21 protein-coding genes are annotated in these 22,962 nt (G+C 73.0%); 11 read left to right on the forward strand and 10 right to left on the reverse strand.

Annotated elements, in window-relative coordinates; translation table 11 throughout:
• Positions 1-52 precede the first annotated feature (52 nt).
• The 5 genes from ACFVDM_RS20645 to ACFVDM_RS20665 all read right to left on the reverse strand — a co-directional run bounded on the left by ACFVDM_RS20645 (position 53) and on the right by ACFVDM_RS20665 (position 6,599).
• Positions 53-988, reverse strand: coding sequence for a dihydrodipicolinate synthase family protein (locus tag ACFVDM_RS20645; protein WP_383641693.1), 936 nt, complete (start codon positions 986-988; stop codon positions 53-55).
• A complete protein-coding gene (locus tag ACFVDM_RS20650) occupies positions 985-1,992 on the reverse strand; it encodes an ABC transporter ATP-binding protein (RefSeq protein WP_383641695.1) in 1,008 nt (335 codons plus the stop codon). Before ACFVDM_RS20650 ends, ACFVDM_RS20645 begins: the two co-directional genes overlap by 4 nt.
• Complete coding sequence (locus tag ACFVDM_RS20655) at positions 1,989-3,959, reverse strand: dipeptide/oligopeptide/nickel ABC transporter permease/ATP-binding protein (protein ID WP_383641698.1); 1,971 nt, start codon at positions 3,957-3,959, stop codon at positions 1,989-1,991. Before ACFVDM_RS20655 ends, ACFVDM_RS20650 begins: the two co-directional genes overlap by 4 nt.
• Position 3,960: 1 nt before the next feature.
• The gene (locus ACFVDM_RS20660; RefSeq protein WP_383641701.1) at positions 3,961-4,911 is read right to left on the reverse strand and encodes an ABC transporter permease; all 951 of its coding nucleotides are present in this window, start codon (positions 4,909-4,911) and stop codon (positions 3,961-3,963) included.
• 92 nt (positions 4,912-5,003) lie between these two features.
• Positions 5,004-6,599, reverse strand: coding sequence for an ABC transporter substrate-binding protein (locus ACFVDM_RS20665; RefSeq protein ID WP_383641704.1), 1,596 nt, complete (start codon positions 6,597-6,599; stop codon positions 5,004-5,006).
• Positions 6,600-6,769: 170 nt separating this feature from the next.
• On the opposite strand from ACFVDM_RS20665, the gene ACFVDM_RS20670 reads away from it, so the two are divergent.
• The 4 genes from ACFVDM_RS20670 to ACFVDM_RS20685 all read left to right on the forward strand — a co-directional run bounded on the left by ACFVDM_RS20670 (position 6,770) and on the right by ACFVDM_RS20685 (position 11,479).
• Positions 6,770-7,489: a FadR/GntR family transcriptional regulator gene (locus ACFVDM_RS20670; protein WP_383641707.1), complete on the forward strand. Its 720-nt coding sequence runs from the start codon at positions 6,770-6,772 to the stop codon at positions 7,487-7,489.
• 166 nt (positions 7,490-7,655) lie between these two features.
• Positions 7,656-8,657 carry an acetylxylan esterase gene (locus ACFVDM_RS20675; RefSeq protein ID WP_383641710.1) on the forward strand — a complete coding sequence of 334 codons (1,002 nt, stop codon included), beginning with the start codon at positions 7,656-7,658 and terminating at the stop codon, positions 8,655-8,657.
• A 15-nt stretch (positions 8,658-8,672) separates the two neighbouring features.
• Positions 8,673-9,965 carry a GDSL-type esterase/lipase family protein gene (locus ACFVDM_RS20680; RefSeq protein WP_383641713.1) on the forward strand — a complete coding sequence of 431 codons (1,293 nt, stop codon included), beginning with the start codon at positions 8,673-8,675 and terminating at the stop codon, positions 9,963-9,965.
• 77 nt (positions 9,966-10,042) lie between these two features.
• Positions 10,043-11,479, forward strand: coding sequence for an exo-alpha-sialidase (locus tag ACFVDM_RS20685; RefSeq protein WP_383641716.1), 1,437 nt, complete (start codon positions 10,043-10,045; stop codon positions 11,477-11,479).
• 337 nt (positions 11,480-11,816) lie between these two features.
• Here the strand turns inward: ACFVDM_RS20685 and ACFVDM_RS20690 are convergent, their stop codons facing one another.
• Complete coding sequence (locus ACFVDM_RS20690; RefSeq protein WP_383641719.1) at positions 11,817-12,494, reverse strand: ABC transporter ATP-binding protein; 678 nt, start codon at positions 12,492-12,494, stop codon at positions 11,817-11,819.
• Positions 12,491-13,615: an ABC transporter permease gene (locus ACFVDM_RS20695; RefSeq protein WP_383641722.1), complete on the reverse strand. Its 1,125-nt coding sequence runs from the start codon at positions 13,613-13,615 to the stop codon at positions 12,491-12,493. The genes ACFVDM_RS20690 and ACFVDM_RS20695 overlap by 4 nt, the downstream gene beginning before the upstream one ends.
• A 149-nt stretch (positions 13,616-13,764) precedes the next feature.
• On the opposite strand from ACFVDM_RS20695, the gene ACFVDM_RS20700 reads away from it, so the two are divergent.
• The gene (locus tag ACFVDM_RS20700) at positions 13,765-14,352 is read left to right on the forward strand and encodes a TetR/AcrR family transcriptional regulator (RefSeq protein WP_383641725.1); all 588 of its coding nucleotides are present in this window, start codon (positions 13,765-13,767) and stop codon (positions 14,350-14,352) included.
• A gap of 189 nt (positions 14,353-14,541) precedes the next feature.
• On the opposite strand, the gene ACFVDM_RS20705 is transcribed toward ACFVDM_RS20700, so the two are convergent.
• Positions 14,542-15,237: a FadR/GntR family transcriptional regulator gene (locus ACFVDM_RS20705; protein ID WP_383641728.1), complete on the reverse strand. Its 696-nt coding sequence runs from the start codon at positions 15,235-15,237 to the stop codon at positions 14,542-14,544.
• 151 nt (positions 15,238-15,388) lie between these two features.
• Between ACFVDM_RS20705 and ACFVDM_RS20710 the strand changes: the two genes are divergently transcribed.
• The 4 genes from ACFVDM_RS20710 (at position 15,389) to ACFVDM_RS20725 (ending at position 19,528) form a co-directional block, all read left to right on the forward strand.
• Entirely contained in the window at positions 15,389-16,348 is a 960-nt protein-coding gene (locus ACFVDM_RS20710) for a dihydrodipicolinate synthase family protein (RefSeq protein ID WP_383641731.1), read from the forward strand.
• Positions 16,345-17,307 carry an ROK family protein gene (locus tag ACFVDM_RS20715; protein WP_383641734.1) on the forward strand — a complete coding sequence of 321 codons (963 nt, stop codon included), beginning with the start codon at positions 16,345-16,347 and terminating at the stop codon, positions 17,305-17,307. Before ACFVDM_RS20710 ends, ACFVDM_RS20715 begins: the two co-directional genes overlap by 4 nt.
• On the forward strand, positions 17,304-17,999 hold the full coding sequence (locus tag ACFVDM_RS20720; RefSeq protein WP_383641737.1) for an N-acetylmannosamine-6-phosphate 2-epimerase: 696 nt from the start codon (positions 17,304-17,306) through the stop codon (positions 17,997-17,999). The genes ACFVDM_RS20715 and ACFVDM_RS20720 overlap by 4 nt, the downstream gene beginning before the upstream one ends.
• Before the next feature lie 62 nt (positions 18,000-18,061).
• A complete protein-coding gene (locus tag ACFVDM_RS20725) occupies positions 18,062-19,528 on the forward strand; it encodes a sialate:H+ symport family MFS transporter (RefSeq protein ID WP_383641740.1) in 1,467 nt (488 codons plus the stop codon).
• A gap of 58 nt (positions 19,529-19,586) precedes the next feature.
• Here the strand turns inward: ACFVDM_RS20725 and ACFVDM_RS20730 are convergent, their stop codons facing one another.
• Complete coding sequence (locus tag ACFVDM_RS20730) at positions 19,587-20,813, reverse strand: acetyl-CoA C-acetyltransferase (protein ID WP_383641743.1); 1,227 nt, start codon at positions 20,811-20,813, stop codon at positions 19,587-19,589.
• Positions 20,814-21,010: 197 nt separating this feature from the next.
• On the opposite strand from ACFVDM_RS20730, the gene ACFVDM_RS20735 reads away from it, so the two are divergent.
• Positions 21,011-21,328, forward strand: a complete 318-nt coding sequence (locus ACFVDM_RS20735; protein WP_383641746.1) for a hypothetical protein — start codon at positions 21,011-21,013, stop codon at positions 21,326-21,328.
• A 222-nt stretch (positions 21,329-21,550) separates the two neighbouring features.
• Positions 21,551-21,919, forward strand: a complete 369-nt coding sequence (locus ACFVDM_RS20740) for a hypothetical protein (protein WP_383641749.1) — start codon at positions 21,551-21,553, stop codon at positions 21,917-21,919.
• Here the strand turns inward: ACFVDM_RS20740 and ACFVDM_RS20745 are convergent.
• Positions 21,879-22,817: a LysR family transcriptional regulator gene (locus ACFVDM_RS20745; RefSeq protein ID WP_383641752.1), complete on the reverse strand. Its 939-nt coding sequence runs from the start codon at positions 22,815-22,817 to the stop codon at positions 21,879-21,881. The two genes, ACFVDM_RS20740 and ACFVDM_RS20745, sit on opposite strands and share 41 nt — an antisense overlap.
• Between the last annotated feature and the right edge of the window lie 145 nt (positions 22,818-22,962).

Here is a 22,962-nt window from a genome sequence, read left to right on the forward strand (position 1 = left end):
CAGCCACACGCTGTCCCGCCCGCCCCCTTCCGCGTACCGCGATGACGTCCCGTCAGATGCGGTCGAGGCCCGCGCGCTCCAGGCAGGCGGCCACCGCCTGCGTCTCCGCCGCGTCCAGCCGCCGCATCGGCGGGCTCATCACATTGGTGGCGATGATCCCGCGGAGCATCAGCGCGGTCTTGAAGGCGCCCAGTCCCGCCGCCGTGGCGGACGCGGTGCCGGGACGGGCGGCTCGGATGATGTCGAACAGGGCGACGAGGCGGTCCTGCTCGGCCGCGGCCGCCGCCCAGTCGCCGCGCACCGCGGCCTCGTGCAGCCGGACGTACCCGTGCGGGTCGACGTTGCCGAGCCCCGGCACCGAGCCGTCGGCGCCGCCCAGCATCATCGCGTCGACCACCAGTTCGTGACCGGTCAGGACGGAGAAGTCGGGCAGTTCACGGGCGCCGATGGCCAGCCGGCGGAACGAGCCGTCGTCCCCGCTGGAGTCCTTCACCCCAGCGAGGACACCGTCGGCGGCGAGCGGCAGCAGCAGTTCCGGGTCGAGCTTGCTGTGGACGCAGACCGGCACGTCGTACGCGAGCAGCGGCAGGTCGACGGCGGCGGCGATGTCCCGGAAGTGCCGGTCGATCTCCAGGTCGTGGGTGCGGGTGTAGAACGGCGCGGTGGCGACGACGGCGTCGGCGCCGAGGGCGGCGGCACGGCGGGCACGCTCGATCGCGCGGTTGGTGGTGGTCTCGATCGCGCCGACGAGGACGGGCACCCGGCCGGCGGCGGACGCCGTGACGACCTCGATGACCTCGTCCTGCTGGGAGGGCGTCAGATACGCGGTCTCGCCGGAGCTGCCGAGGGCGAAGAGCCCGCTGACGCCGCCGTCGAGAAGGTGGCCCACGACCCGCTCCAGGGAGGGGCGGTCGAGCGCGCCGTCCGCGGTGAGCGGGGTGACGACGGGCGGGATCACTCCCGAGTAGCGGGGGGTTCGGGCGGTCATGCGGTGCTCCTTGCGGACGGTACGGGGGCCGGGTCCCCGGAGGGGGACGTGGGGGTCTGGGGGTGGACGCAGTGCCAGCGGCGTCCGTCGGGGCCGTCGGTCGCGGCCGGGAAGGCGGTGGAGCAGTCGGCGTCGGCCTTCCAGCAGCGGGTGGTGAACGGGCAGCCGGGCGGCGGATTGGTCGCCGAGGGCACCGGGCCGGTGAGCACGATGCGCTCCGTCGCCTCCATCAGGCTGGGCGTCGCGGAGAGCAGGGCCTCGGTGTACGGGTGGCGGGGGCTCGCGGCCACCCGGCCCGCGGGACCCTCCTCGACGATGCGGCCGAGGTAGAGGACGGCGATGCGGTCGGCGAGGTAGCGGACGGTCTGGATGTCGTGCGAGATGAACACCATGCCGAGGCCGAGCCGGTCGCGCAGGTCCACCAGGAGGTTGAGGACCTGGGCGCGCACCGAGACGTCCAGGGCGGAGGTGGGTTCGTCGGCGACGATCAGCTCCGGTTCCAGGGCGAGCGCGCGGGCGATGGCGACGCGCTGGCGCTGACCGCCGGAGAGCTGGCCGGGCAGCGCGCCCAGGGTGTGTCCGGGCAGGCCGACCAGGTCGAGCAGTTCCGCGACCCGGGCCTCGCGCTCGGCCCGGGAGCCCCGGCGGTGCACATCGAGCGGGTCACGCAGGATCTGACGGACCGTGAGCCGGGGGTTGAGTGCGGTGGAGGGGTCCTGGAAGACGACGCCGACGGCGGAGCCGAAGTCGTGGCGGCGCTCGGCCCCCGGCATGGTCCACAGGTCCTCGCCGTGGAAGCGGACCTCGCCCTCGGTGGGCTTCTGGAGTCCGGTGAGGACCCGGGCGAGCGTCGATTTGCCGCAGCCGGACTCGCCGACCAGGCCGACGATCTCGCCTCGGGACACCTCCAGGGTGGCATCGGTCAGGGCGTGCACGGCCGTGCGGCCGAAGAGGCCGCCACCGCGTGCCTTGTGGCGTACGTGAACGCCGTCGAGCCTGATCACAGGGCGCTCCCTTCCAGCTTCTTCGCGGCGTCCGCCGGGTGGTGGCAGGCGAAGCCGTGGTCGTCGGCGGTGCCGCGCGCGGTGAGCGCGGGCGCGGCGGTGCGGCAGAGTTCGGTGGCGGCGGCGCAGCGGCCGGCGAAGCGGCAGCCGGCACCGAAGCCCTGGGGGGCGGGGACGATGCCGCGGATCTGGTGGAGTCGCTGGGCACCGGCCTCCAGCGAGACCACGGAGCCGAGCAGGCCGCGGCTGTAGTGGTGGGCGGGGTCGGTGAGGACGGACCGGGTGGCGCCGACCTCGGCGAGCCGGCCCGCGTACATCACGGCGACCCGGTGCGAGAGGTCGCCGACCAGGGCGAGGTCGTGCGAGACCAGGACCATGGCGAAGCCGAGTTCGTCGCGGAGCTTCACGAGGAGTTCGACGACCTGGGCCTGGACGGTGACGTCGAGGGCGGTGGTCGGTTCGTCGGCGATGAGCAGGCGGGGGCTGCGGGAGAGGGCCATCGCGATGAGGACGCGCTGGCGCTGGCCGCCGGAGAGTTCGTGCGGGTAGCTGCGCAGGGTGCGTTCGGGTGAGAGGCCGACGAGTTCCAGGAGTTCGGCCGGTGTCTTCGTACCGCCGCGCGAGGTCAGCTGCTTGAGCTGCGTGCCGACGAGGACGGAGGGGTTGAGGGAGGAGAGCGCGTCCTGGTAGACCATCGCGATCTCGGGGCCCATCAGGGCGCGGCGTTCCTTGGGCGGGAGCTTCAGCAGGTCCCTGCCCCGGTAGAGGATCTCGCCGCTGACCTCGGCGTTGCGGGCGAGGAGGCCCATCACGGCGAGGCTGGTAATGGACTTGCCGCAGCCGGACTCGCCGACCAGGCCGAGGGTCTCGCCCTCGTGGACGGTGAAGTCGAGCCGGTCGACGACGGGGATGTCGCCGTAGCGGTCGGGGAAGCGGATGGCGAGGTCGCGGACGACGAGGAGTTCACCGGCGTCCTCCCGCACCGGGGTGATGGTGGAGGGGGTGGCCTCGATGTGGGCGGCGAGCCGGGCGAGGGCGGCGTCGACGTCGGTCTCGGAGGCGGCCTCGACCGGGTCGGGTGCGGTGGTGGCGGCCGGGTCGACGACGGCGCGGGCGCTGCGGGGCGCTGCGGAGGCGTCGGTGAGTCCCTCGGAGAGGATGTTCAGCGCGAGGACGGTGATCAGGAGGGCGAGGCCGGGGAAGAAGGTGGCCCACCAGCCGCCGGCCAGGAGGATCTGCCGTCCGTAGGCCAGGACGCTGCCCCAGCTGGGGTCGGGGTCCTGCACGCCGGCGCCGATGAAGGAGAGGCTGGCCTCGAAGATGATGGCCTCGGCGACCATGACGGTGGCGAAGACCATGACCGGGGCCATGCAGTTGACGGCGACGTGGCGCAGGACGATGTAGCCGCGCCGGGCGCCGATGACCTTCTCGGCGGCCACGTAGTCCTCGCCGTACTGCGCGAGCACATTGGCGCGGACGACGCGGGCGAGGGAGGGGGTGTAGACGAAGGCGATGGTGAAGATGATCACCGGGACGCTGGTGCCGAAGACGGCGACCAGGACGGCCGCGAGGGCGATCGGCGGGAAGGACATGACGACGTCGAGGGTGCGCATGACGGACTCGTCGCCGAGCTTGCGGGAGGTGGCGGCGAGGGAGCCGAGCAGCGATCCGGCGATCAGCGCGCAGAGCGTCGCGCCGAGGCCGATGACGAGCGAGTAGCGCGCGCCGTGCACGACGCGGGCGAACACGTCGCGGCCGGCCCGGTCGGTGCCGAACCAGTGGGCGCCGCCGGGGGCCTGGACGGGGTCGCCGGTGGCGAGCGGGTCCTGGGTGAGCAGCGGGGCGAGTACGGCGCCGAGGACGACGACGACCAGGACGCCGAGGGCGACGCGGGAGGTGACCGGGAGGGCGCGGAAGGCGATGCCCGGACGAGAGAGCTTCTTGGCCAGAGAGCCGGTGGCGAACATGTCACACCGTCCTGATGCGCGGGTTGACCAGCAGGTAGAGCAGGTCGACGATGACGTTGACCACCAGGAAGGCGATGGCGATGGTCAGTACGGTGCCCTGGACCAGGGCGACGTCGCCTCCGGTGACACCTTCGAGGATGAGTTTGCCCATGCCGGGCAGGTCGAAGATCGCTTCGATGACGACGGCGCCGCTGAGCAGGTAGCCGACCTTGACGCCGAGCACGGTGAGCGGGGTGACGAGCGCGTTGCGCAGCACCGAGCGGATGACGAGGAGGACGGGGAGTCCGTTGCCCTGGGCGGTGCGGACGTAGTCCCGGTCGAGTTCGGTGACCATCGCGGTGCGGATGAGGCGGGCGAGGGAGGCGGCGACGGGGACGGCAAGGGAGACGGCGGGCAGGAACATGGTGCGCAGCCAGCCGCCGAAGGAGTCGGCCATGTTGGTGTAGCCGCCGGTCGGGAAGAGCTGGGTGTTCAGCGCGAACTGCTGGATGAGCAGGACGCCGAGCCAGAACGACGGGACGGCCACCCCGGCCATGGAGAGCAGCCGGAAGAGCTGGTCGGGCCAGCGGTCGCGGTACATCGCGCCGACGACGCCGCCGATGACGGCGAGGACGACGGCGATGATCAGGCCGAGCACGGTGAGCTGGAGGGTGAGCGGGAAGGCCGCGCCGATCCGGTCGGTCACGGGCTGGCTCGGCGGGACCGTCATGCCGAGGTCGAAGTGGAGCAGCTGGCCGAGGAAGTGGACGTAGCGGACGGGCAGCGGGTCGTTGAGGCCGTTGGCCTCGGCGAACGCCTCCCGTGCCTCGGGAGTGGCGCTCTCCCCGAGCGCGTTGAAGGCCGGGTCGACCGGCGAGAACTGCAGCACCACGAAGACGAGCAACGCGATGCCGAGGATCATCACCGGCATCATCGCGACGCGGCGCAGCGCGAGCCGGAGAAAAGCAACCATCGTCGGGTTCCTTGCGGTTGGGCGGGGTGTCCGGTCCGGGACACCGGGGGGCGGTGTCCCGGACCGGGGCGGGGCGGACGGGCCGGGGCCGGTCAGGCGCGGGCGACGTCCAGGAAGGACAGGCCGGTGGTGGGCAGCGGCTTGAAGCCGGTGAGGGACTTCTCGTTCCAGGCGGTGGGCAGCTTGCGGTGGAGGATCGGGTAGAGCGGGACCTCGTCGGCGACGAGGTCGGTGATCTGCCCCCAGAGCTGCTTGCGGGTGGCCTCGTCGGCGGCCGCGGCGGCCTGGTCGAGGAGCTTCTTGACCTGCTTGTAGGCGGGGGTCTTCGACCAGGCGTAGCGCTTCTCGGGCCAGAAGCCGTAGTAGAACCAGCGCATCAGCAGGTCGACGTCGTTGCCGAAGACGGAGGGGTCGCCGGGGGCGACGAGGACCTCGAAGTCGCCGTTGTCGACCTTGGCGTACTGGGCCGCGGACTGGGCGATGTTGAGGGTGGCGTCGATGCCGGCCGCCGCCCAGCTCTCCTTGATGAGCGGGGCGATGTCCTTGACCCAGCCGGTGTCGGCGGTCAGGACGGTGAACTTGAGGTTCTTGACGCCGGCTTCGGCGAGGAGCTGCTTGGCCTTGGCCACGTCGTGGGTGTAGACGGTGGCGGCCTTGTGGTAGTCGGGGTGGGTGGCGGGGACGTAGCCGGTGGCGGCGGCCGCGTTGCCGACCATGGCGGTCTTGATGATCTTCTCGGTGTCCAGCGCGTAGTGCAGGGCCTGGCGGACCCGCTTGTCGGCGAACCGCTTGTCGGCGGTGTTGAACATCAGGAAGAGCAGGCCGAAGGACTGCACGGACTCGGTCCTGGCGCTGCCCGAGAGCCCGGCCACGTCGATGTACGGGACGTCCTCGATGGCCTGGACGCGGCCGGAGCGCATGGCGCTGACACGGGCCGACGGGTCGGATATGAGGCGCCAGATCATCTTCTTGGCCTTGGCCGGGTGGGGCCCGTTGTAGGCGTCGAACTTCTCGAAGACGATCTTGTCCTCGCGGGTGGCGGAGACGAACTTGTACGGGCCCGAGCCGACGGGCTTGGCGTCGAAGCCCTTGACGTCGGCCTCGACGACCTTCTTCGGCACGATCCGGGCCACGGCGATCCGGGACGGGAAGAGCGCGAAGGGGTACTTCAGCTTGAACTCCACCGTGCCGGCGTCGACGGCCGCGACGGTGTCGATGAAGGGCACGAACTGCGCCATCAGCGAGGCGTTCTTCGGGTCCAGGATGCGCTCGAAGCTGAAGACCACGTCGTCGGCGGTGACCGGCGAGCCGTCGTGGAACGTGGCGCCCTTGCGGAGAGTGGCGCGGTAGGTGGTGGCGTTGATCTTCTTCGGCATCTCGGTGGCGAGCGCGGGGCGGGCCACGAGTGTTGCCGGATCGAGATCCACCAGGCCCTCGAAGATGTGCATATTGGCGGCGTACGGGGTCGCGCCCGAGGTGATCATCGGGTCGAATCCGGTCGACAGCGCGTAGGACAGGCCGGCCTCGATGAGGTCGGTGCCGCTGCCCTTGCCCGCCGAGCCGTCGGTGGTCGAGGACGGTCCGCCGCAGGCGGACAGGCCCGCCGTGATGGCGGCCGCGGCACCGATGGCGCCGGTGTAACGAAGGAAGGTGCGGCGCTCGACACCGGCTGCTCTCAGCTCGGGCACGGGTCCTCCAGGGACGTGAGGTGGGGCGAGATGGGTCGGAACGGGGGGTTCCGCGGGGTCCGCGGAACGACCGCGGAGCGCAGAGCATCAGACGTCAGATGTCTGATGCCTTGATAGCGTGGGAACGTAGCTTGACAATCGAGAGGGGTCAAGAGGTGGGGAGTTCACATATGTCCGGTACGAGGTCCGGCCGGCAGCTGCTCCGGCAGGAAGTCGTCGACGGCATCAAGCGGTACATCCTGGAGGAGCGGCTGCGCCCCGGGGACCCGCTGCCCACCGAGCCCGCCCTGTGCGAGGCGCTGGGTGCCAGCCGTTCCAGCGTCCGCGAGGCCGTGAAGATCCTCAACGCGCTGGACATCGTGGAGGTCCGGCACGGTCACGGCACCTACGTGGGCCGGCTCAGCCTGTCCGCGCTGGTGGAGAGCCTGACCTTCCGCGGCCTGCTCTCCCCCGACGACGACTTCCAGGTGATGGCCGACCTGGTGGACGTGCGCGAACTCTTCGAGCGCGGCATGGCCGACCGGATCGTCTCGCTGCTCACCCCCGAGCAGCTCGACAGCCTGGACGCGCTCGTGGCCACCATGCGCGCGACCGGCGCCCAGGAGGGGCACGGCTTCGTCGACGCCGACCGGGCCTTCCACGCCCTGCTCGTCGCACCGCTCGGCAACGACCTCATCGGCCAGCTCTCGATGGCGTTCTGGGACGTCTACGCGATCGTCGCACCGCATCTGGACGGCTTCACGCACGCCGACGAGACCGAGACGATCACCGCCCACCAGAACATCGTGAACGCCGCCCGCGCCGGTGACATCGCCGGTTTCGTCAAGGCGCTCGGCGAGCACTACGCCCCGGTCAGGCGCCGGATCTCCGAAGCCCGCGCCCGCCGCTGACGGTCGGCCCGCACCCTCCCGAGCGGGCGGACGCCGTCCCGCCGGACCCTTGACGCCCCCGTGCGGGGATGCCTAGGGTCCGTGTGCCGACAGGACATCTGACGTCATCCGTCTGATGAATCGGCGATCTCTCACAGACCCGCACCACCGCCCCAGGAGGGCACCCATGCCGTTGACCGACCTCTCGCTCGCGGACTGTCTCGCCCGCCGGCCCGATCTGCCGGTCCCCGCCGACTTCGACGCCTTCTGGTCGAGGACCCTCGGCGAGGCCCGCGCCCACCCGGCCGCGAAGGCACGGTTCACCGAGGTCGACACCGGGCTCACCCAGGTCCGTACGTACGACGTGACCCTGCCCGGCTTCGACGGGCAGCCGGTCCGCGGCTGGCTCCGGCTGCCGGCCGGGGCGAGCGAACCGCTCGGCTGCGTCGTGGAGTTCCTGGGGTACGGGCGCGGCCGGGGCCTGGCCCACGAGAACCTGCTCTGGGCCGCGGCCGGGCACGCGCACCTGCTCATGGACACCCGCGGGCAGGGCTGGTCCTCCGCCGGGGGCGACACCGCCGATCCGCACGAGGGCACACCCGGGTCCGTTCCGGGTTTCCTCACCCGGGGCATCGAGAGCCCGGAAACGTACTACTACCGCCGGCTGTTCACCGACGCGGTGCGCTGCGTGGACGCGGTACGCGACCGGCCGGAGATCGACCCGGACCGGATCGTGGTGACCGGGATCAGCCAGGGCGGCGGCATCGCCCTGGCCGTCGCGGGCCTCGTACCGGGGCTGGCCGGGGTGATGCCGGACGTGCCGTTCCTGTGCGACATCCGGCGCGGGGCGGAGATCGCGGGCCGCCCGCCGTTCACCGAGATCGCCGAGTACCTCAGGCTCCACCGGGACCGCGCCGAGTCCGTCCTCGGGACGCTCGCGTACTTCGACGCGGCCCTGCACGCCACCCGGGCCACCGCCCCCGCCCTGTTCTCCGTCGCGATGATGGACGAGATCTGCCCGCCGTCCACGTGCTTCGCCGCGTACAACGGCTACGCCGGACCCAAGGACGTCCGGGTCTACGCGTTCAACGGGCACGAGGGCGGAGCGGAGTACCAGCAGCGGGAACAACTGGCCTGGGTGCGTTCCCTGTTCGCAGGCCTGTCATCGGGGCAGGCCGGCCACTCCTGACCGGAGGCACCTTCCGTGCGCAGACGATCCATGCTTCTCGCCGCCGGCGCGGCGGCCCTGGGCAGCCAGCTCGGCGGTCGCGCCCTCGCCGCGGGGCGCGGCCCCGTCCTGGACCACGACACCCCCGTGGACCTGGACGGCACCGAGTACGCCGACCTGTCGAACCAGGTCGGCGTACTCGCCCCGCTCACCACGGGCACCATCGTCGTCACCTTCCGCACCACCAGCCACAACCAGGCGATGGCGCTGTTCAGCGCCTCGGACCCGACCGCCCCCTCCTCGAACCTCACGCTGAACCTGAGCGGCGGCGCCCTGCAGTTCTCCGTACGGGAGAAGGGGGCCGTGCTCGTGAATGTCATGACCAGGACATGTTACGACGACGGGCGGAGCCACACCGTGGCCGTGACCGTCGGCCCCTCGGGCACCCGGCTGCACGCCGGAGGCCGTACGGTCCTCGAAACCACCGCACACCCCTTCTTCGGCCACGTCTCCGGGCTCGGCTCGCTGTCGCTCGGCCGCAACACCGACAGCGACCACCCCGGCGGCGAGTGGTTCTTCACCGGCACCGTCGAACGGGCCGCCGTCTGGGACCGGGTGCTGAGCGAGAGCGAACTGGTCGCACAGTGCCCGGAGCCGGACCTCGCCGACCTGGGCCGGATCTCCCTCGTCCTCAACGGCGACACCCCGGCCACCTGGGTCGTCACCGGCGACAGCATCACGCACGGCGCGCTGCACACCCACGGCTGGCGCAGCTATCCCGAGCACTGGACGGAGCGGGTCCGCTGGGAACTGGGCAAGCCGAAGAACCGGGACTTCGTCATCGACTCCGGGGTGAGCGGCGCGACCAGCGCGGAACTCCTCGCGCAGTTCGCCCAGCGCGTCACCGCCTTCTCGCCGCAGGTCGTCCCGATCATGATCGGGACGAACGACATCGCGACGGCCGGGCTCGGCCCCGAGGTGTACCGGGCCAACCTGGTCTCGCTGGTGCGTGCGGTGCGCGCGCTGCCGGGCTCCCCGGTCCCGGTGCTCCAGTCCCCCAATCCGGTCGATCCGGCGAGGTGGCCGGGGCGGGTGGGGCTCTCGCGGTACGCGGAGATCATGGGCGGGGTCGCGGCCCATGAGAAGGCGGTCTTCGTCGACCACTACCACGACTGGCTGACCGGCGACGGCGGCCAGGTACCCCTCTCCCTGCTCAGTGACGGGCTGCACCCCAATGAGCGGGGCCACCACCGCATGGCCCTCAAGATGATCAAGGACCTGCGGATCTTTGACGCGGGCAGCGCGGTGTGCTCGCTGCGCGTCCCGTAACCCCCGGGCGCCGTACGCACTCCCCCGCGAGCCCCCCTTCCGAGAAGCACCACCCCTTCCGAGAAGAGAGACCGTCCATGCAGCGAACCGTTCCCACCGCCCTGCTCGGCGCCGCCCTGCTGGTGGCCGCCACGGCCGTCACCGGCCAGGCCGCGGCCGCCACCCCCGGCACGCTCACCTCCCAGGACCTGACCGTCGACGGGGTCGGCTCCCCGCACTACCGCATCCCGGCCCTGACCACCTCGGTCAAGGGCACGGTGCTGGCGGCGTACGACGCCCGCCCCACCCTCGGCGACCTGCCGTCCAACATCGGCATCGTGCTGCGGCGCAGCACGGACGGCGGGGCGACCTGGCAGGCGCAGCAGGTGGTCCGCAAGGACGCCGCCCCCGCCGGATACGGAGACCCGAGCCTGCTCGTCGACCGGCAGACCGGCCGGATCTTCCTGTTCTACGCGGCCGGGGTCAACCAGGGCTTCTTCGGCTCGGCCACCGGCACCGACGAGTCCGACCCGAACGTCCTCCAGGCGGACTACAGCTACTCCGACGACGACGGACTGACCTGGACCCACCGCCGGATCACGAAGCAGATCAAGAACCCGGCCTGGGGCGGCATGTTCGCCGCGTCCGGGGAGGGCATCCAACTGCGCAACGGGCCCCACAAGGGCCGGCTGATCCAGCAGTACGCGATCCGGAACAACGGCGCCAACTACGCGGTCAGCGCGTACAGCGACGACCACGGGGCGACGTGGCGGACGGGCACCCCGGTCGGCCCCGGCGGCGACGAGAACAAGACGGTCGAGCTGAACGACGGCACGGTCATGCTCAACAACCGCTCCGCGCCGTACCGCACGGTCGCCCTCTCGACCGACGGCGGCGTCACCTACACCCCGTTCGTCCAGGACACCGAGCTGCCCGACCCGGCGAACAACGGCTCGATCATGCGCTACGCCCCCGACGCACCCGTGTCGAACCCGCAGTCCTCCTGGCTCCTGTTCAGCAACACCGAGGCCACCTCGCGCAAGAACCTCACGGTCAAGATGTCCTGCGACAACGGGAAGTCGTGGCCGATCAAGAAGGTCGTGGACGCCGGTGCCTCGGCGTACTCGACCCTGACCCGGCTGCCGGACGGGCGGCTCGGGCTGCTGTACGAGCGGGGCAACTACGAGCACATCACCTACGCCTCGTTCGACCTGAAGTGGCTGGGAGGGACCTGCGCCGACATCACGATCACCCCGCCGGCGTCACTGAAGGCGGGGACCACGACGGACGTCACGGTCCGGGTGGTCAACCGGATGGACGTGCGCCGCAGCGCGGGCACGGTACAGCTGTCCGGGCCGGCCGGCTGGACGGGCGCGACGGTGGCGTTCCCGGCGACGCGGCCGGGCGAGGGTGCCAACGTCAAGGTGCCGGTGACCGTGCCCTCGGGGGCCTCCGGCTCCGCCGTACTGACCGCGACCTACCGCGCGGACGGCAAGCAGGCGTCGGGGAGCACGGCGGTGACCGTCGCGCCGTGAGCGTTCCGTCGTGGCGTGAGCGTCGCGACGCACCCGTACCGTCGCGGCCTACCGTCGCACCGCAACCGTTGCGTCGTAGCGTGATCGTCACGACGCAACGGTGCCGTCGTGGTGCGACCGTCGCGACGCACCCGTACCGTCGTGGCCTACCGTCGCACCGCGACCGTTGCGTCGTAGCGTGATCGTCACGACGCAACGGTGCCGTCGCGGCGTGACCGTCGCGACGCACCCGTTTCGTCGTGGCGCGGCCGTCACGCCGCGACCGATCCGTCGCGGCGCGACCGTCGCTACGTGACCGTGCCGTCGCGACGATACGGATCCGTCGCGACGGCACCGGTCAGCCGGCCGGGGCCGCTGCCGTCAGGGCGGTCATGTCCACGACCCGGTCGGCGGTGTCCGCCACGGCCGGGTCGTGGGTGGCGACGACGGTCACGCAGTCGTCCTGATGGGTGCGCTCGGCGAGGAGCGCGGCGAGGTCCCCGGCCTGCGAGCGGTCGACGGCCGCTGTCGGCTCGTCGATCAGCAGCAGCCGGGGCGAGAGGAAGAGCGCCCTGGCCAGGGCGGTGCGCTGGCGTTCGCCGCCCGAGAGCTGGTCCGGGCGGTGGCGCAGCCGGTGGCCGAGGCCGACCCGGGTCAGCGCCTCCTCGGCTCGGGAGCGGTGGGCCCGGGTGCGGGCGCCGGTGAGCGAGACGACGGCGAGCAGTTGGTCGACGCAGCTCAGCCCGGAGAGGAGGTTGCCGCTCTGGAACATGTAACCGATCCGTTCCCGGCGGGCCTGGGCGCGCCGGGCGTCGGAGAGCGCGGCCAGGTCCTCGCCGTCGAGCAGGACCGTGCCGGCGCCGGGCCGCAGCATCGCTCCCGCGACGGCCAGGAGGGTGGACTTGCCCGAGCCGGACGGACCGACGAGCGCGGTCATCCTGCCCGGTTCGAAGGTGACGTCGAGCTGGTCGAGGACGGTGGTACGGGCGTCGTCGGTGCCGAACGCGACGGTGACGCCGCTCAGTTCGAGGCTCATCGGTTGGCTCCCAGCATGGTCAGCGGGTCGGCTCGGGTGACCCGGCGCAGGGTCAGGACGGTGCCCGCGAGGCCGACGGCCGCAACGGTGCACATGGTGGCGGTGAGGGTGCCGGCGGGCAGGCTGAACGGCACCTTCTCGCCGACCAGGAGGCCGACGGCCCCGGCGAGCAGGGCGCCGGCGGCGGTGCCGAGGACGACGACGACGGCGGCCTGGAAGAGGGTGTGGCCGAGGAGCCGGCGGCGGGAGGCGCCCAGGGCGCGCAGCAGGGCGAGTTCGGGTTGCCGCTGCACGGTCCACACGGCGAAGAAGGCGCCGACGACGAGGGGGGCGATCAGGTAGAGGAAGACCTGGATCGAGTTCATGGTGACGCGCTCGCCGGTGTAGCCGGGGGCGGCCTCGTACGCCTTCTCCTTGGTGAGGGTGGTGGTGGAGAGGCGGGTGTCGAGGGCGTCGGCCGTCGCCCCGGCGGGGGCGGTGCGCACGGCCAGGGCGCTGTACTGGGCGGGGATCGCCCCGGCCGTGGCGGCGGGGGCGCCGGGGGTGCTGAAGCGGATGCGCTGCCAGGTCGTCAGCGGCACGTAGGCGACGGGCACATGGCCGTAGCTGGAGCGTTCGGTGGCGCCGACGACGCGCAGCCGGATGCCGAGGCGGTCGATGACGAGGGTGTCGCCGACGCGCACGCCGTCGTCGGCGAGCTGGGCGGACATCACCAGGGTGTCGTCGCCCGCGCCCTTCAGCCCCTTGCCCTCGCCGGTGGAGGGGGCGAGGAAGGAGTCCGGGTCGACGCCGAAGGCGGCGATGTCGACCTCGGCGCCCCGGTCCGTGGTGCCCCGGGTGATGGAGACGCCGAGCGGAGTGAGGTCGGCGCCCGACCCCTCGCGCCAGGCGGTCGCGGTCTTCTCGTCGAGAAGGCTGCGGGCGAACTGGTCGGAGCGGGCGTCCGAGGAGAAGACGAGCCGTTCGGCGGGCAGTCTCCGCAGGGCGGAGATGGTGTCGTCGCCCAGTCCGGTGGTGAAGCCGGAGACGATGCCGACGAGTGCGGCGACGAGCACCACGACGGACCCCATGAGCAGGAAGCGGCCCCGGGCGGCACGCAGCTCCAGCAGTGCGAGGAACACGGCGGTTCCCTTCGGTGGATCGATGTTAGGGACGGTGTGTCGCCAACATAGATGATGGGGACACGGCGTCCCCAAGTGGGGTGGGGTGAGACGTCCGGGGGCCGGGGCGGGCCCGGCCCCGCCCGTACGTCACGCCCTAAACTGGGCCGGTGCCCAGGATCAGCGCCGCGACCGTCGCCGAGCACCACGCCCAGCAGCGGCTGGCGCTGGTGCGGGCCGCGCGCGAGCTGCTGGAGGGCGGCGACGCCGAGGCGGTGACGTTCGCCTCGGTCGCCAGGGCCACGGGCCTGGCCCGCAACAGCGTGTACAAGTACTTCCCCGGCCGCCCCGAGCTGCTGGCCGCCGTCGTCGAGGACGCGATGCCGCGCTGGACGGACGCCATCCGGGCCGGCATGGCGGCGGCCGGGACGCCCGAGGAGAAGATCGCCGCCTATGTCTCCTCGCAGCTGGAACTGGTGCGAGGCGGGGAGCACCGGATCGCCGGGGCGCTGGCCCGGGTCAAGGACGCGGCGCTGGTACGGGAGAGCGCGGCGCGGGTCCACCGCGAGCTGCTGACCCCGTTGATCGGGGCGCTCACCGAGCTGGGAGAACAGGACCCCCGGCGCACGGCGCTGCTGCTCCAGGGCATCGTCAACGCGGCCACCACCGCGATCGAGAACGGCGACGACGCCCCGGCGGTGACGGACCGGGCGGTCCGGATGGCGGTCACCGCGATCACGGGGGCGGCGGAAGGCTGAGCGGGCCCCGGCCGACTGAGCCCCGCACCGGGGTCGGCGGTATGCCGGGCGCGATCCGGCGGGCTCGACGGCCGGGGCCGGCGGGAACCCGGCACGCCCCGCCCGGGCAAGCCCCCACCAGGGCGACAGGAAGCCGTCATCCCGACAGGCTCGAGCGACCCGGGCCGGCACAAGGCCGAGCGGTCCCCGCTAGGAGACGGGCGCCGGTTCCAGGCGGGCGCGGATGCCGTCGAAGTGGGTGCGCATGGCCCGGACCGCGCGTTCGCCGTCGGCGGCCGCGACGGCCTCGACGATCTCGCGGTGCTGGGCACAGGTGACCGCCGGGTCCTGGTGGCCGTCGTCGAAGTCCTCGCGGACCCGGTCCATGGCAGCCCAGAAGGCGTCGAGCACCTCGCTGAGCAGGTGGTTGTCCAGGGCGGCGTAGAGCGCGAGATGGAAGGCCCGGTCGGTGGCGCGGGCCACCCGGCCGCCGGCCGCCTCCCGTTCCATCGCGGCGACCAGTCCCCGCAGCACCGCCAGGTCCTCGTCGGGGACGCCGGCGGCCACGGCCCCGACCAGCCCCGCCTCCAGCGCCTCGCGCACCTTCATCAGCTCGGCCAGCCCCGGCTCGCCGAGGCGGTGGCGCACGGCGGCCCGGAAGGCCAGCCCCTCGACGAAGGGGGACAGGGAGAGCGAGCCGACGAAGGTGCCGTAGCCCCGCCGGATCTCGACGACGTTCACCGCCTGGAGGGACTTCAGGGCCTCGCGCACCGAGACCCGGCCCACGTCGAACAGTTCCATCAGCTCGCCCTCGGTGGGCAGCATGTCGCCCGGGGCGAGCCGCCGTTCCAGGATCAGCTCCTTGAGCCTGCGCTCGATGTCCTGCGCCATGGTGGGCCGCGCCACAACGTCCTCCCGGGATGCCGTTGCCCCTTGACCGTTCACAGGAGCATCTGTTTAAGGTGAGCCAGACATAGGACATCTTACGTCTCATGTCTCGATCCGAGTAGCCGCTCAGGCCGCGGATCGCTGTCCCGATCAGCTGGAGCCCCTCACCATGCCTCTGACCGCACCGCTGCGCGGCGTCGTCCCGCCGGTCTGCACCCCGCTCGATCACCGGGGGGAGGTCGACACCGCCTCCCTCGCCCGGCTCGTCGAACACCTTGTGAGCGGGGGCGTGCACGGGCTCTTCGCGCTCGGCTCCACCAGCGAGGTCGCCTACCTCACCGACGAACAGCGCGGCACGGTCCTGGAGACCGTCGTCAACGCGACCGACGGCCGCGTCCCGGTCCTGGCCGGCGTCATCGACACCACCACGCCCCGGGTCGTCGAGCACGCCCGCACCGCCGCCGCGCTCGGCGCCGACGCCCTCGTTGCGACGGCCCCCTTCTACACCCGCACCCACACCCGCGAGATCGCCGGCCACTTCCGCCGGCTGCGCGCCGAGGTGGACCTGCCGCTGTTCGCGTACGACATCCCGGTGGCCGTGCACAGCAAGCTCTCCTTTGCCCTGGTCCGCGAACTGGCCGAGGACGGCACGCTCGCCGGTCTCAAGGACAGCAGCGGCGACGAGGGCGGGCTGCGCCGGCTCGTCGTGGAACTGGGCGGCCGCGAGGGCCGCGCGGACGGCCCGGCCCCCGGCTTCGGCATCCTCACCGGCTCCGAACTGACCGTGGACGCGGCCCTGCTGGCCGGCGTCGACGGTGTCGTCCCGGGCCTCGGCAATGTGGACCCGGCCGGGTACGTCCGGCTGTACGAGGCCGCCCGGGGCGGCGACTGGACGCTCGCCGCCAAGGAGCAGGAGCGGCTGGTCGAGCTGTTCGCCATGGTCGACGCGGGCCCCGAGGCGGACATGGGCCGCAGCTCCTCGGCGCTCGGCGCGTTCAAGGCGGCCCTCCAGCTGCTGGGCGTGATCGAGTGCGGCGACACCGTGTTCCCGCAGATCCCGCTCTCGGCCGAGTCCGTCGCGCTGGTGTCCGGGCGGCTGCGCGGCGCCGGCCTGCCGCCGGTCCGATGACCGCCGCAGCGCGGACCGCGGCCGGGCGCCCCGTCGTCGGGCTCGATCTGGGCGGAACCAAGATCGCCGCGGCGCTCCTCGGCGCGGACGGCACGGTGCTGGCCCGCCACAGCAGGCCCACCCCGGCCCGGGAGGGCGCGGCGGCGGTGCTCGACGCGCTCGCCGCCGCGGCCACCGAGGTCGACCCGGAGCACATCGCCGCCGCCCTCGGCGTCGCGGCGGCCGGGGTGATCGACCCCCGTACCGGCATGGTCACCAGCGCCACCGACTCCATCGGCGGCTGGGCCGGTACGCCGCTGGGCACCGGCCTGGCGAACCGCACCGGATACCCGGTGGCCTGCGACAACGACGTGCGCGCCACCGCCGGTCCGGAGCTGGCCGCGCTCCGGGCGGAGGGCGAGGGGCACGGTTCGCTGCTCTTCGCCGCGATCGGCACCGGGGTCGGCGGCGCCGTCGCCGTGGACGGCCGGATGCTGCACGGCACGGCCGGTATCGCCGGGCACCTGGGCCATGTGCCGAGCCCGGAGGCCGCCGGACTGCCCTGCACCTGCGGGGCCGGCGGCCATCTGGAGGTCATCGCCTCCGGACCGGGCATCGCCGCCCATTACGCACGGCTGACCGGCGCCCCCGTGGACCGGCTGGAGACCGTCGCCGCGCGCGCCGCGCGGGGCGACGCCCACGCCGTCACCGCGATCACCACCGGCGCGGCGGCGGCCGGCCGTGTCCTCGGCGGCCTCGCCAACGCGCTCGGCCCGGACCGGGTCGTCGTCGGCGGCGGGGTCCCCCGGATCGGGCCGCTGTACGAGAACGCCCTCCGGGACGCCTTCGCGGCGGAGCTGATGCCCCCGCTGCGCGGCCTCGTCCCCCGGGCACCGGCCTTCGGCCACGACGCGGCCGTGCTCGGCGCCGCCGCCCTCACCACCACCCTTCCCCTCCACCGTCCGGGAGCACTCCGATGACCCGCACTCCGCCGACCGCGCGCGACCTGGCCACCGCCCTGAGGGGCAGGCTGATCGTGTCCTGCCAGGCACCTCCGGGCGATCCGATGCGCGAGACGTCCACGCTGGTCCGGCTCGCCCGCGCGGCGGCGGCCGGGGGCGGCGCGGCGATCCGGGCCAACGAGCCCGAGGTCGTGGCGGCGGTCACCGCCGCCGTGGACCTGCCCGTGATCGGGCTGTGGAAGGACGGCGACACCGGGGTCTACATCACCCCGACCGTCCGGCACGCCCTGGCCGTGGCCGGGGCGGGGGCGGCCGTCGTCGCCGCCGACGCCACCGACCGGCCGCGCCCCGACGGCTCGTCCTTCGCCGAACTGGTCGAGGCGGTCCACGCCGCAGGCGCGCTCGTCATGGCGGACGTGTCCACGCTCGCCGAGGGCGTCACCGCCGCCGCGCTGGGCGCGGACTTCGTCTCCACGACGCTGTCCGGCTACGTACCGGGACAGCCGAAGCAGACCGGTCCGGATCTCGCCCTGGTCGCGGAGCTGTCCGCCGCGATCGACGTCCCCGTCGTCGCCGAGGGCCGGATCAACACCCCCGAGGAGGCGGCGAAGGCGCTGGAGCTCGGCGCGCACAGCGTCGTCGTCGGCACCGCCATCACCGCTCCCACGGCCCTGACCGCGCGTTTTGTCGCGGAAATCACCCGGCCCTGACGATCCCCACCCCGCGGGACGGCTGTTCAAGGGCGAACGCCGTCCCGCATCCTGGAGACACCGTGCACACCACACCCCCCACGCTCCCCTGGTACCGCCAGGTGAGCCGCACCCAGTGGAAGTCGTTCTTCGCCGCCTGGATCGGCTATGTCCTCGACGGCTTCGACTTCGTGCTGATCACCCTCGTACTGACCGAGATCAGCGACGACTTCGGCCTGAGCACGGTGCAGGCGGCCAGTCTGGTCTCCGGCGCGTTCATCACCCGCTGGCTGGGCGGTGCCGTGCTCGGCGCGCTGGGCGACCGCTACGGCCGCAAGGTCTCCATGGTGCTCAGCATCCTGCTGTACTCGCTGGGCACCTTCGCCTGCGGCTTCGCATGGAACTACCACAGCCTCTTCGCGGCCCGGCTGGCCATCGGGATGGGCATGGCCGGGGAGTACAGCGCCAGTTCCACGTACGTCATGGAGAGCTGGCCCGCCGCCCTGCGCAACCGGGCCAGCGGCTTCCTGATCTCCGGCTTCTCGGTGGGCTCGGTGCTCGCGGCCCAGGTCTACGACTGGGTGGTGCCCTCGCTCGGCTGGCGCTGGATGTTCTACCTCGGGCTGATCCCGATCGCGGTCGCCCTGTGGATGCGGCGGGCGCTGCCGGAGGCCGAGGAGTGGACCGAGTCCGTGGCGGAGAAGGGCGAGCGGCCCCGTCCGCTCAGGCCGCTGTTCCGCACCCCGCGCCGGGCGACCGTCAACACGGTCCTGGTCGCGGTCGCCACCGTGTCGCTGTTCCTGGTCTTCACCCCGGGTGGCGCAGGCCTGGTGCCGGTGCTGTCGATGGCCGCCGGACTCGCGCTCGCCGCGCTCGCCGTACAGCTGGGCGGTCGGCGCGGCTGGGTGCTGTACCTGTCGATGATCGTGACGCTGTTCTTCGCGTTCCTGTACTCCTGGCCGATCCAGGCCCTGCTGCCGACGTATCTGAAGACGGAGCTGGGCTACACCACCGACCAGGTCACCGACGTCCTGTACTTCGCGGGCTTCGGGACCATGGTGGGCTGCTGGGCGGCCGGTTTCCTCGGCGACCGCATCGGTACGAAGAAGGCGTACGCGCTGACGCTGCTGGCCTCGCTCGCCTTCGTCTACCCGGTCTTCGCGGTGCGCGACAACCTGATGGTCCTCGGCGTCCTGCTCTTCCTGCTCCAGGCGACGAGCTTCGGGATCTCCGGACTGCTCCCCCGCTGGATCGGCGGCCACTTCCCCACCCGGAGCCGGGGCGCGGCGCTCGGCTTCACCTACAACGTGGGCGCGCTCGGCGGGGCCGTCGCCCCGGTCCTCGGGGCACATCTGGCGTCCGGGATGGACCTCGGGCAGGCGCTGGCCGTGCTGACCTTCGCGGGCACCGTGATCGTGGTGGTGCTGGTCGGCTTCGACGTGCCGGCCCGGCTGCACCGGCTCGCGGACCCGTCCGCCGAGGACGACCACCTCGCGGCGGGGCGGGCGGTGGACCGGACGGCGGACGCACCGGTCGCCGTCGAACGGTAGGAACGCTCGCGGGCAGGGGCGGCCGGGCGGCCGCCCCTGTACCCGTACGGACCGGCTCTCAGACCGCGATGCGTTCGAAGACCGCCGCCAGGCCCTGGCCGCCGCCGATGCACATGGTCTCCAGGCCGTAGCGCGCCTCGCGGCGGTGCAGTTCGCGGGTGAGGGTGGCGAGGATGCGGGCGCCGGTGGCGCCGACGGGGTGGCCGAGGGAGACACCGGAGCCGTTGACGTTGATCCGCTCCTCGTGGTCCTTCTCGCCGAGGCCCAGCTCCCGGGTGCAGGCGAGGACCTGGGCGGCGAAGGCCTCGTTCAGCTCGATCAGGTCGAGGTCGGCGAGGGTGAGCCCGGCGCGGTCGAGGGCGGCGCGGGTGGCCGGGACCGGACCGATGCCCATCGTGGCGGCGGGGACCCCGGCGCGGGCGAAGGAGACGAGGCGCACCAGCGGGATCAGGCCGAGGCGTTCGGCGGTGGCGGCGCTGGTGACGAGGCAGGCGGCGGCCGCGTCGTTCTGCCCGCTGGCGTTGCCCGCGGTGACCGTGGCGTCCGGGTCCGACCTGGCCATGACCGGTCGGAGCGCGGCGAGCTGTTCGGCGGTGGTGTCGGGGCGGGGGTGCTCGTCGGCGGTGACGACGGTGTCGCCCTTGCGGCCCGTCACCGTGACGGGGACGGTCTCGGCCGCGTACCGTCCCTCGGCCGCCGCCCGTCCGGCGCGCCGCTGCGAGCGCAGGGCCAGGGCGTCCTGGTCGGCGCGGCTGATCCCGTACGCGCGGCGCAGGTTCTCGGCGGTCTCGATCATGCCGCCGGGGACCGGGTGGTTCACGCCGCCCGCGGTGACCCGGCCGCGGGCGAGCGCGTCGTGGAGCTGGAGGCCGGGGCCCTTGATGCCCCAGCGGCCCTCGTGCGTGTAGTAGGGGGCCGCGCTCATCACGTCGACGCCGCCGGCGATCACGACCTCGCTGAATCCGGCCCGGATCTGCATCGCGGCGTCCAGGACCGCCTGGAGCCCGGAACCGCAGCGGCGGTCGGTCTGGGACCCGGTGACCGTCTGCGGGAGTCCGGCGTCCAGCGCGGCGACCCGGCCGATGGCCGGGGCCTCGGCCGACGGGTAGGAGTGGCCGAGGATCACCTCGTCCACCCGGTCGGGGTCGATGCCGGTACGGGCGACGACCTCGCCGATCACACGGGCGGCGAGGGCGGCCGGCTTCTGCCCGGCGAACACCCCGCCGAAGCGGCCGATCGGGGTGCGCAGGGGTTCGCAGATCACGACGTCGAGAGGGTCGGGCACGGCGGGGCCTTTCCGGGGAGCGGGAGACAAGGGTCCGACACGACCCTCGCACCCTCGACTGATTCGGTCCAATATCCGGTTTCCTCGGATTCAAGACGCTGAACGTCTCAATCGGCCGTACAGCGGCTCCCCGGCCCCGCCGGGCCGGTTCCGTCAGACGCGGGTCTGGGTGGCGAGCATCAGCCGCAGGGCGCGGGGTGAGCGCGTTGTCCTCGCCGAAGTCCACCCCGGCCGGCACCTCGACCAGCTCGCCGTGGGCGAGGACCAGCACCCCGCAGGAGCCGGGCCGTGCCGTGCCCGTGCCACCCAGCCACTCGCCGAAGGCGGCGGAGGTGGTGTCCGGATGGGCCCGGCTGCGCCGTCCGACCTCCGTCATCAGATCGTCGACCCCGGTCAGCTCGTCCACGGAGGCGAAGGGGATGCCGACCACCGGTTCCTCGACCAGGCGGACCCTCGGCTCCTCCTCGCGGGTGTGCCCCGCGCCCGGCGACCCGGGCAGCAGTCCGCGGCCGTAGCGCGCGAAGTCGAGCAGGCTGTGCGCCGAGTCGATGCCGCCGACGAAAGTCCGGTCGAAGCTCACCCTCCGGTTGTCCGCGATGTACTCGCGCGGGATCCGGGGGTCCTCCGGCACCGGTCAGTGCACCTCGCCCGTTGTCCGGTCCCGCCACGGCACATAGCGGCGAATGTCGTCGGAGGCGGGCAGCGGCAGCACGTCGATGCCGAAGCGGCCGGGATCCTTGGCCACGATCGACCCGGGCGTCAGCGAGAACACCCCGATCCCCGAGGACGTCTGGACCCGGCCGGACACGGTGGCGGTGCGGAGGGCCGCGGTGCCGGACGCCGTGGCCTCGGCGGTGCGTGCCCCGGCCGCCGGCCTCGGTCTCGTCCACGGGGCGTTCGACCTGCTGCGGGCCGGGGACGAGCCGGTGTTCCTGGAGGTGAACGCGCACGGCGACTGGGACTGGTTCGAGCGGAGGGCGGGGACCGACGTGGTGACCCGGGCCGTCGTGCGGACCGTGCGCGACCTCCACCGCTCGGTGCTCGGCGGAACGCGCCCGGCGGCGGTCAGTCTGCTGGCGTTCCTCGGCGCGGGCCGGGGCGGGTGACCGGCGCCGGCGGAGTGGGCAGCGCGGTCTCCGCGACGGCGAGCACGGAGCGCAGCGCGGCCGAGGGGTTGTCGGTCCGCCAGGCGAGCGCGGCCTGGCGGCGGATGGGCGGGCCGGCCAGCGGGCGGTAGACCAGGCCGTTCTGCTGGATGTGCTGGACGGAGGTGACGGTCAGGGTCACCCCGACGCCCGCCGCGACCAGCGCCATGATGGTGTACGAGTCGGGGGCCTCCTGTACGACCCGGGGGTCGAACCCGGCGGACTCGCACGCCTCGACCATGGCGTCGCGGACGGTGGAGCCGCTGTTCGCGGGGAAGGAGACGAAGGGCTCCCCGGCCAGCGCGTCGAGCGGGACCTCCTCCCGGGCGGCGAGCGGATGGTCGGAGGGCAGCGCGCACACCAGCTCCTCCTCGCCGATCACCCGGACCTCCACGCCGGGCCGGTTCACCGGCAGCCGGACGAACCCCAGGTCCAGGGAGCCGTCGGCGACCCGGTCGAGCGCCACGTTGGCGTAGGTCTGCCCGGTCATGACCAGCTCGATCGCGGGGTGGGCGGCCCGGACGGCCCGGGTCAGCAGGGGCAGCGTCTCGTGGCTGGAGGCGCCGGCGAAGCCGATGCCCACCCGGCCGTACTCGCCGCGTCCGGCCGCCCGCGCGGCCCGTACCGCGGTGTCGAGGGCGTCGAGGACGGCCCGCACCGGCTCCAGGAAGGACTCCCCCGCACCGGTCAGCCGCACCGAGCGGGTGTTGCGTTCGAAGAGCTGGACGCCCAGCTCCCTCTCCAGCCGGCGGATCTGCTGGCTCAGCGGCGGCTGGGCCATCCGGAGCCTTCGGGCGGCCCGTCCGAAGTGCAGTTCCTCGGCCACGGCGAGGAAGCCCTCCAGATGGCGCAGTTCCATAGCGGTCCCTCCCGCCACCACGATTGATGTGTACGGCGTCCTGATCCGAGCCTAATTCGGTAGTGGACGCCGATCAATGAAGGCTGGCAGGGTGGGGCCGCCTCCCGGTATCCGGGGAGGCCGACCACGTACACGATCAGGCCGG

Origin of the sequence: Streptomyces sp. NPDC057682, from assembly GCF_042799575.1 — a bacterium.
Classification (GTDB): Bacteria; Actinomycetota; Actinomycetes; order Streptomycetales; family Streptomycetaceae; genus Streptomyces.

What these genes read in the sequence shown, in the direction of transcription:
- ACFVDM_RS20685 (WP_383641716.1), top strand. Translation starts at nt 10,043, where the DNA reads ATGCAGCGAACCGTTCCCACCGCCCTGCTCGGCGCCGCCCTGCTGGTG.
- ACFVDM_RS20670 (WP_383641707.1), top strand. Translation starts at nt 6,770, where the DNA reads ATGTCCGGTACGAGGTCCGGCCGGCAGCTGCTCCGGCAGGAAGTCGTC.
- ACFVDM_RS20690 (WP_383641719.1), bottom strand. Translation starts at nt 12,494, where the DNA reads ATGAGCCTCGAACTGAGCGGCGTCACCGTCGCGTTCGGCACCGACGAC.
- ACFVDM_RS20675 (WP_383641710.1), top strand. Translation starts at nt 7,656, where the DNA reads ATGCCGTTGACCGACCTCTCGCTCGCGGACTGTCTCGCCCGCCGGCCC.
- ACFVDM_RS20655 (WP_383641698.1), bottom strand. Translation starts at nt 3,959, where the DNA reads ATGTTCGCCACCGGCTCTCTGGCCAAGAAGCTCTCTCGTCCGGGCATC.
- ACFVDM_RS20645 (WP_383641693.1), bottom strand. Translation starts at nt 988, where the DNA reads ATGACCGCCCGAACCCCCCGCTACTCGGGAGTGATCCCGCCCGTCGTC.
- ACFVDM_RS20720 (WP_383641737.1), top strand. Translation starts at nt 17,304, where the DNA reads ATGACCCGCACTCCGCCGACCGCGCGCGACCTGGCCACCGCCCTGAGG.
- ACFVDM_RS20710 (WP_383641731.1), top strand. Translation starts at nt 15,389, where the DNA reads ATGCCTCTGACCGCACCGCTGCGCGGCGTCGTCCCGCCGGTCTGCACC.
- ACFVDM_RS20660 (WP_383641701.1), bottom strand. Translation starts at nt 4,911, where the DNA reads ATGGTTGCTTTTCTCCGGCTCGCGCTGCGCCGCGTCGCGATGATGCCG.
- ACFVDM_RS20715 (WP_383641734.1), top strand. Translation starts at nt 16,345, where the DNA reads ATGACCGCCGCAGCGCGGACCGCGGCCGGGCGCCCCGTCGTCGGGCTC.
- ACFVDM_RS20745 (WP_383641752.1), bottom strand. Translation starts at nt 22,817, where the DNA reads ATGGAACTGCGCCATCTGGAGGGCTTCCTCGCCGTGGCCGAGGAACTG.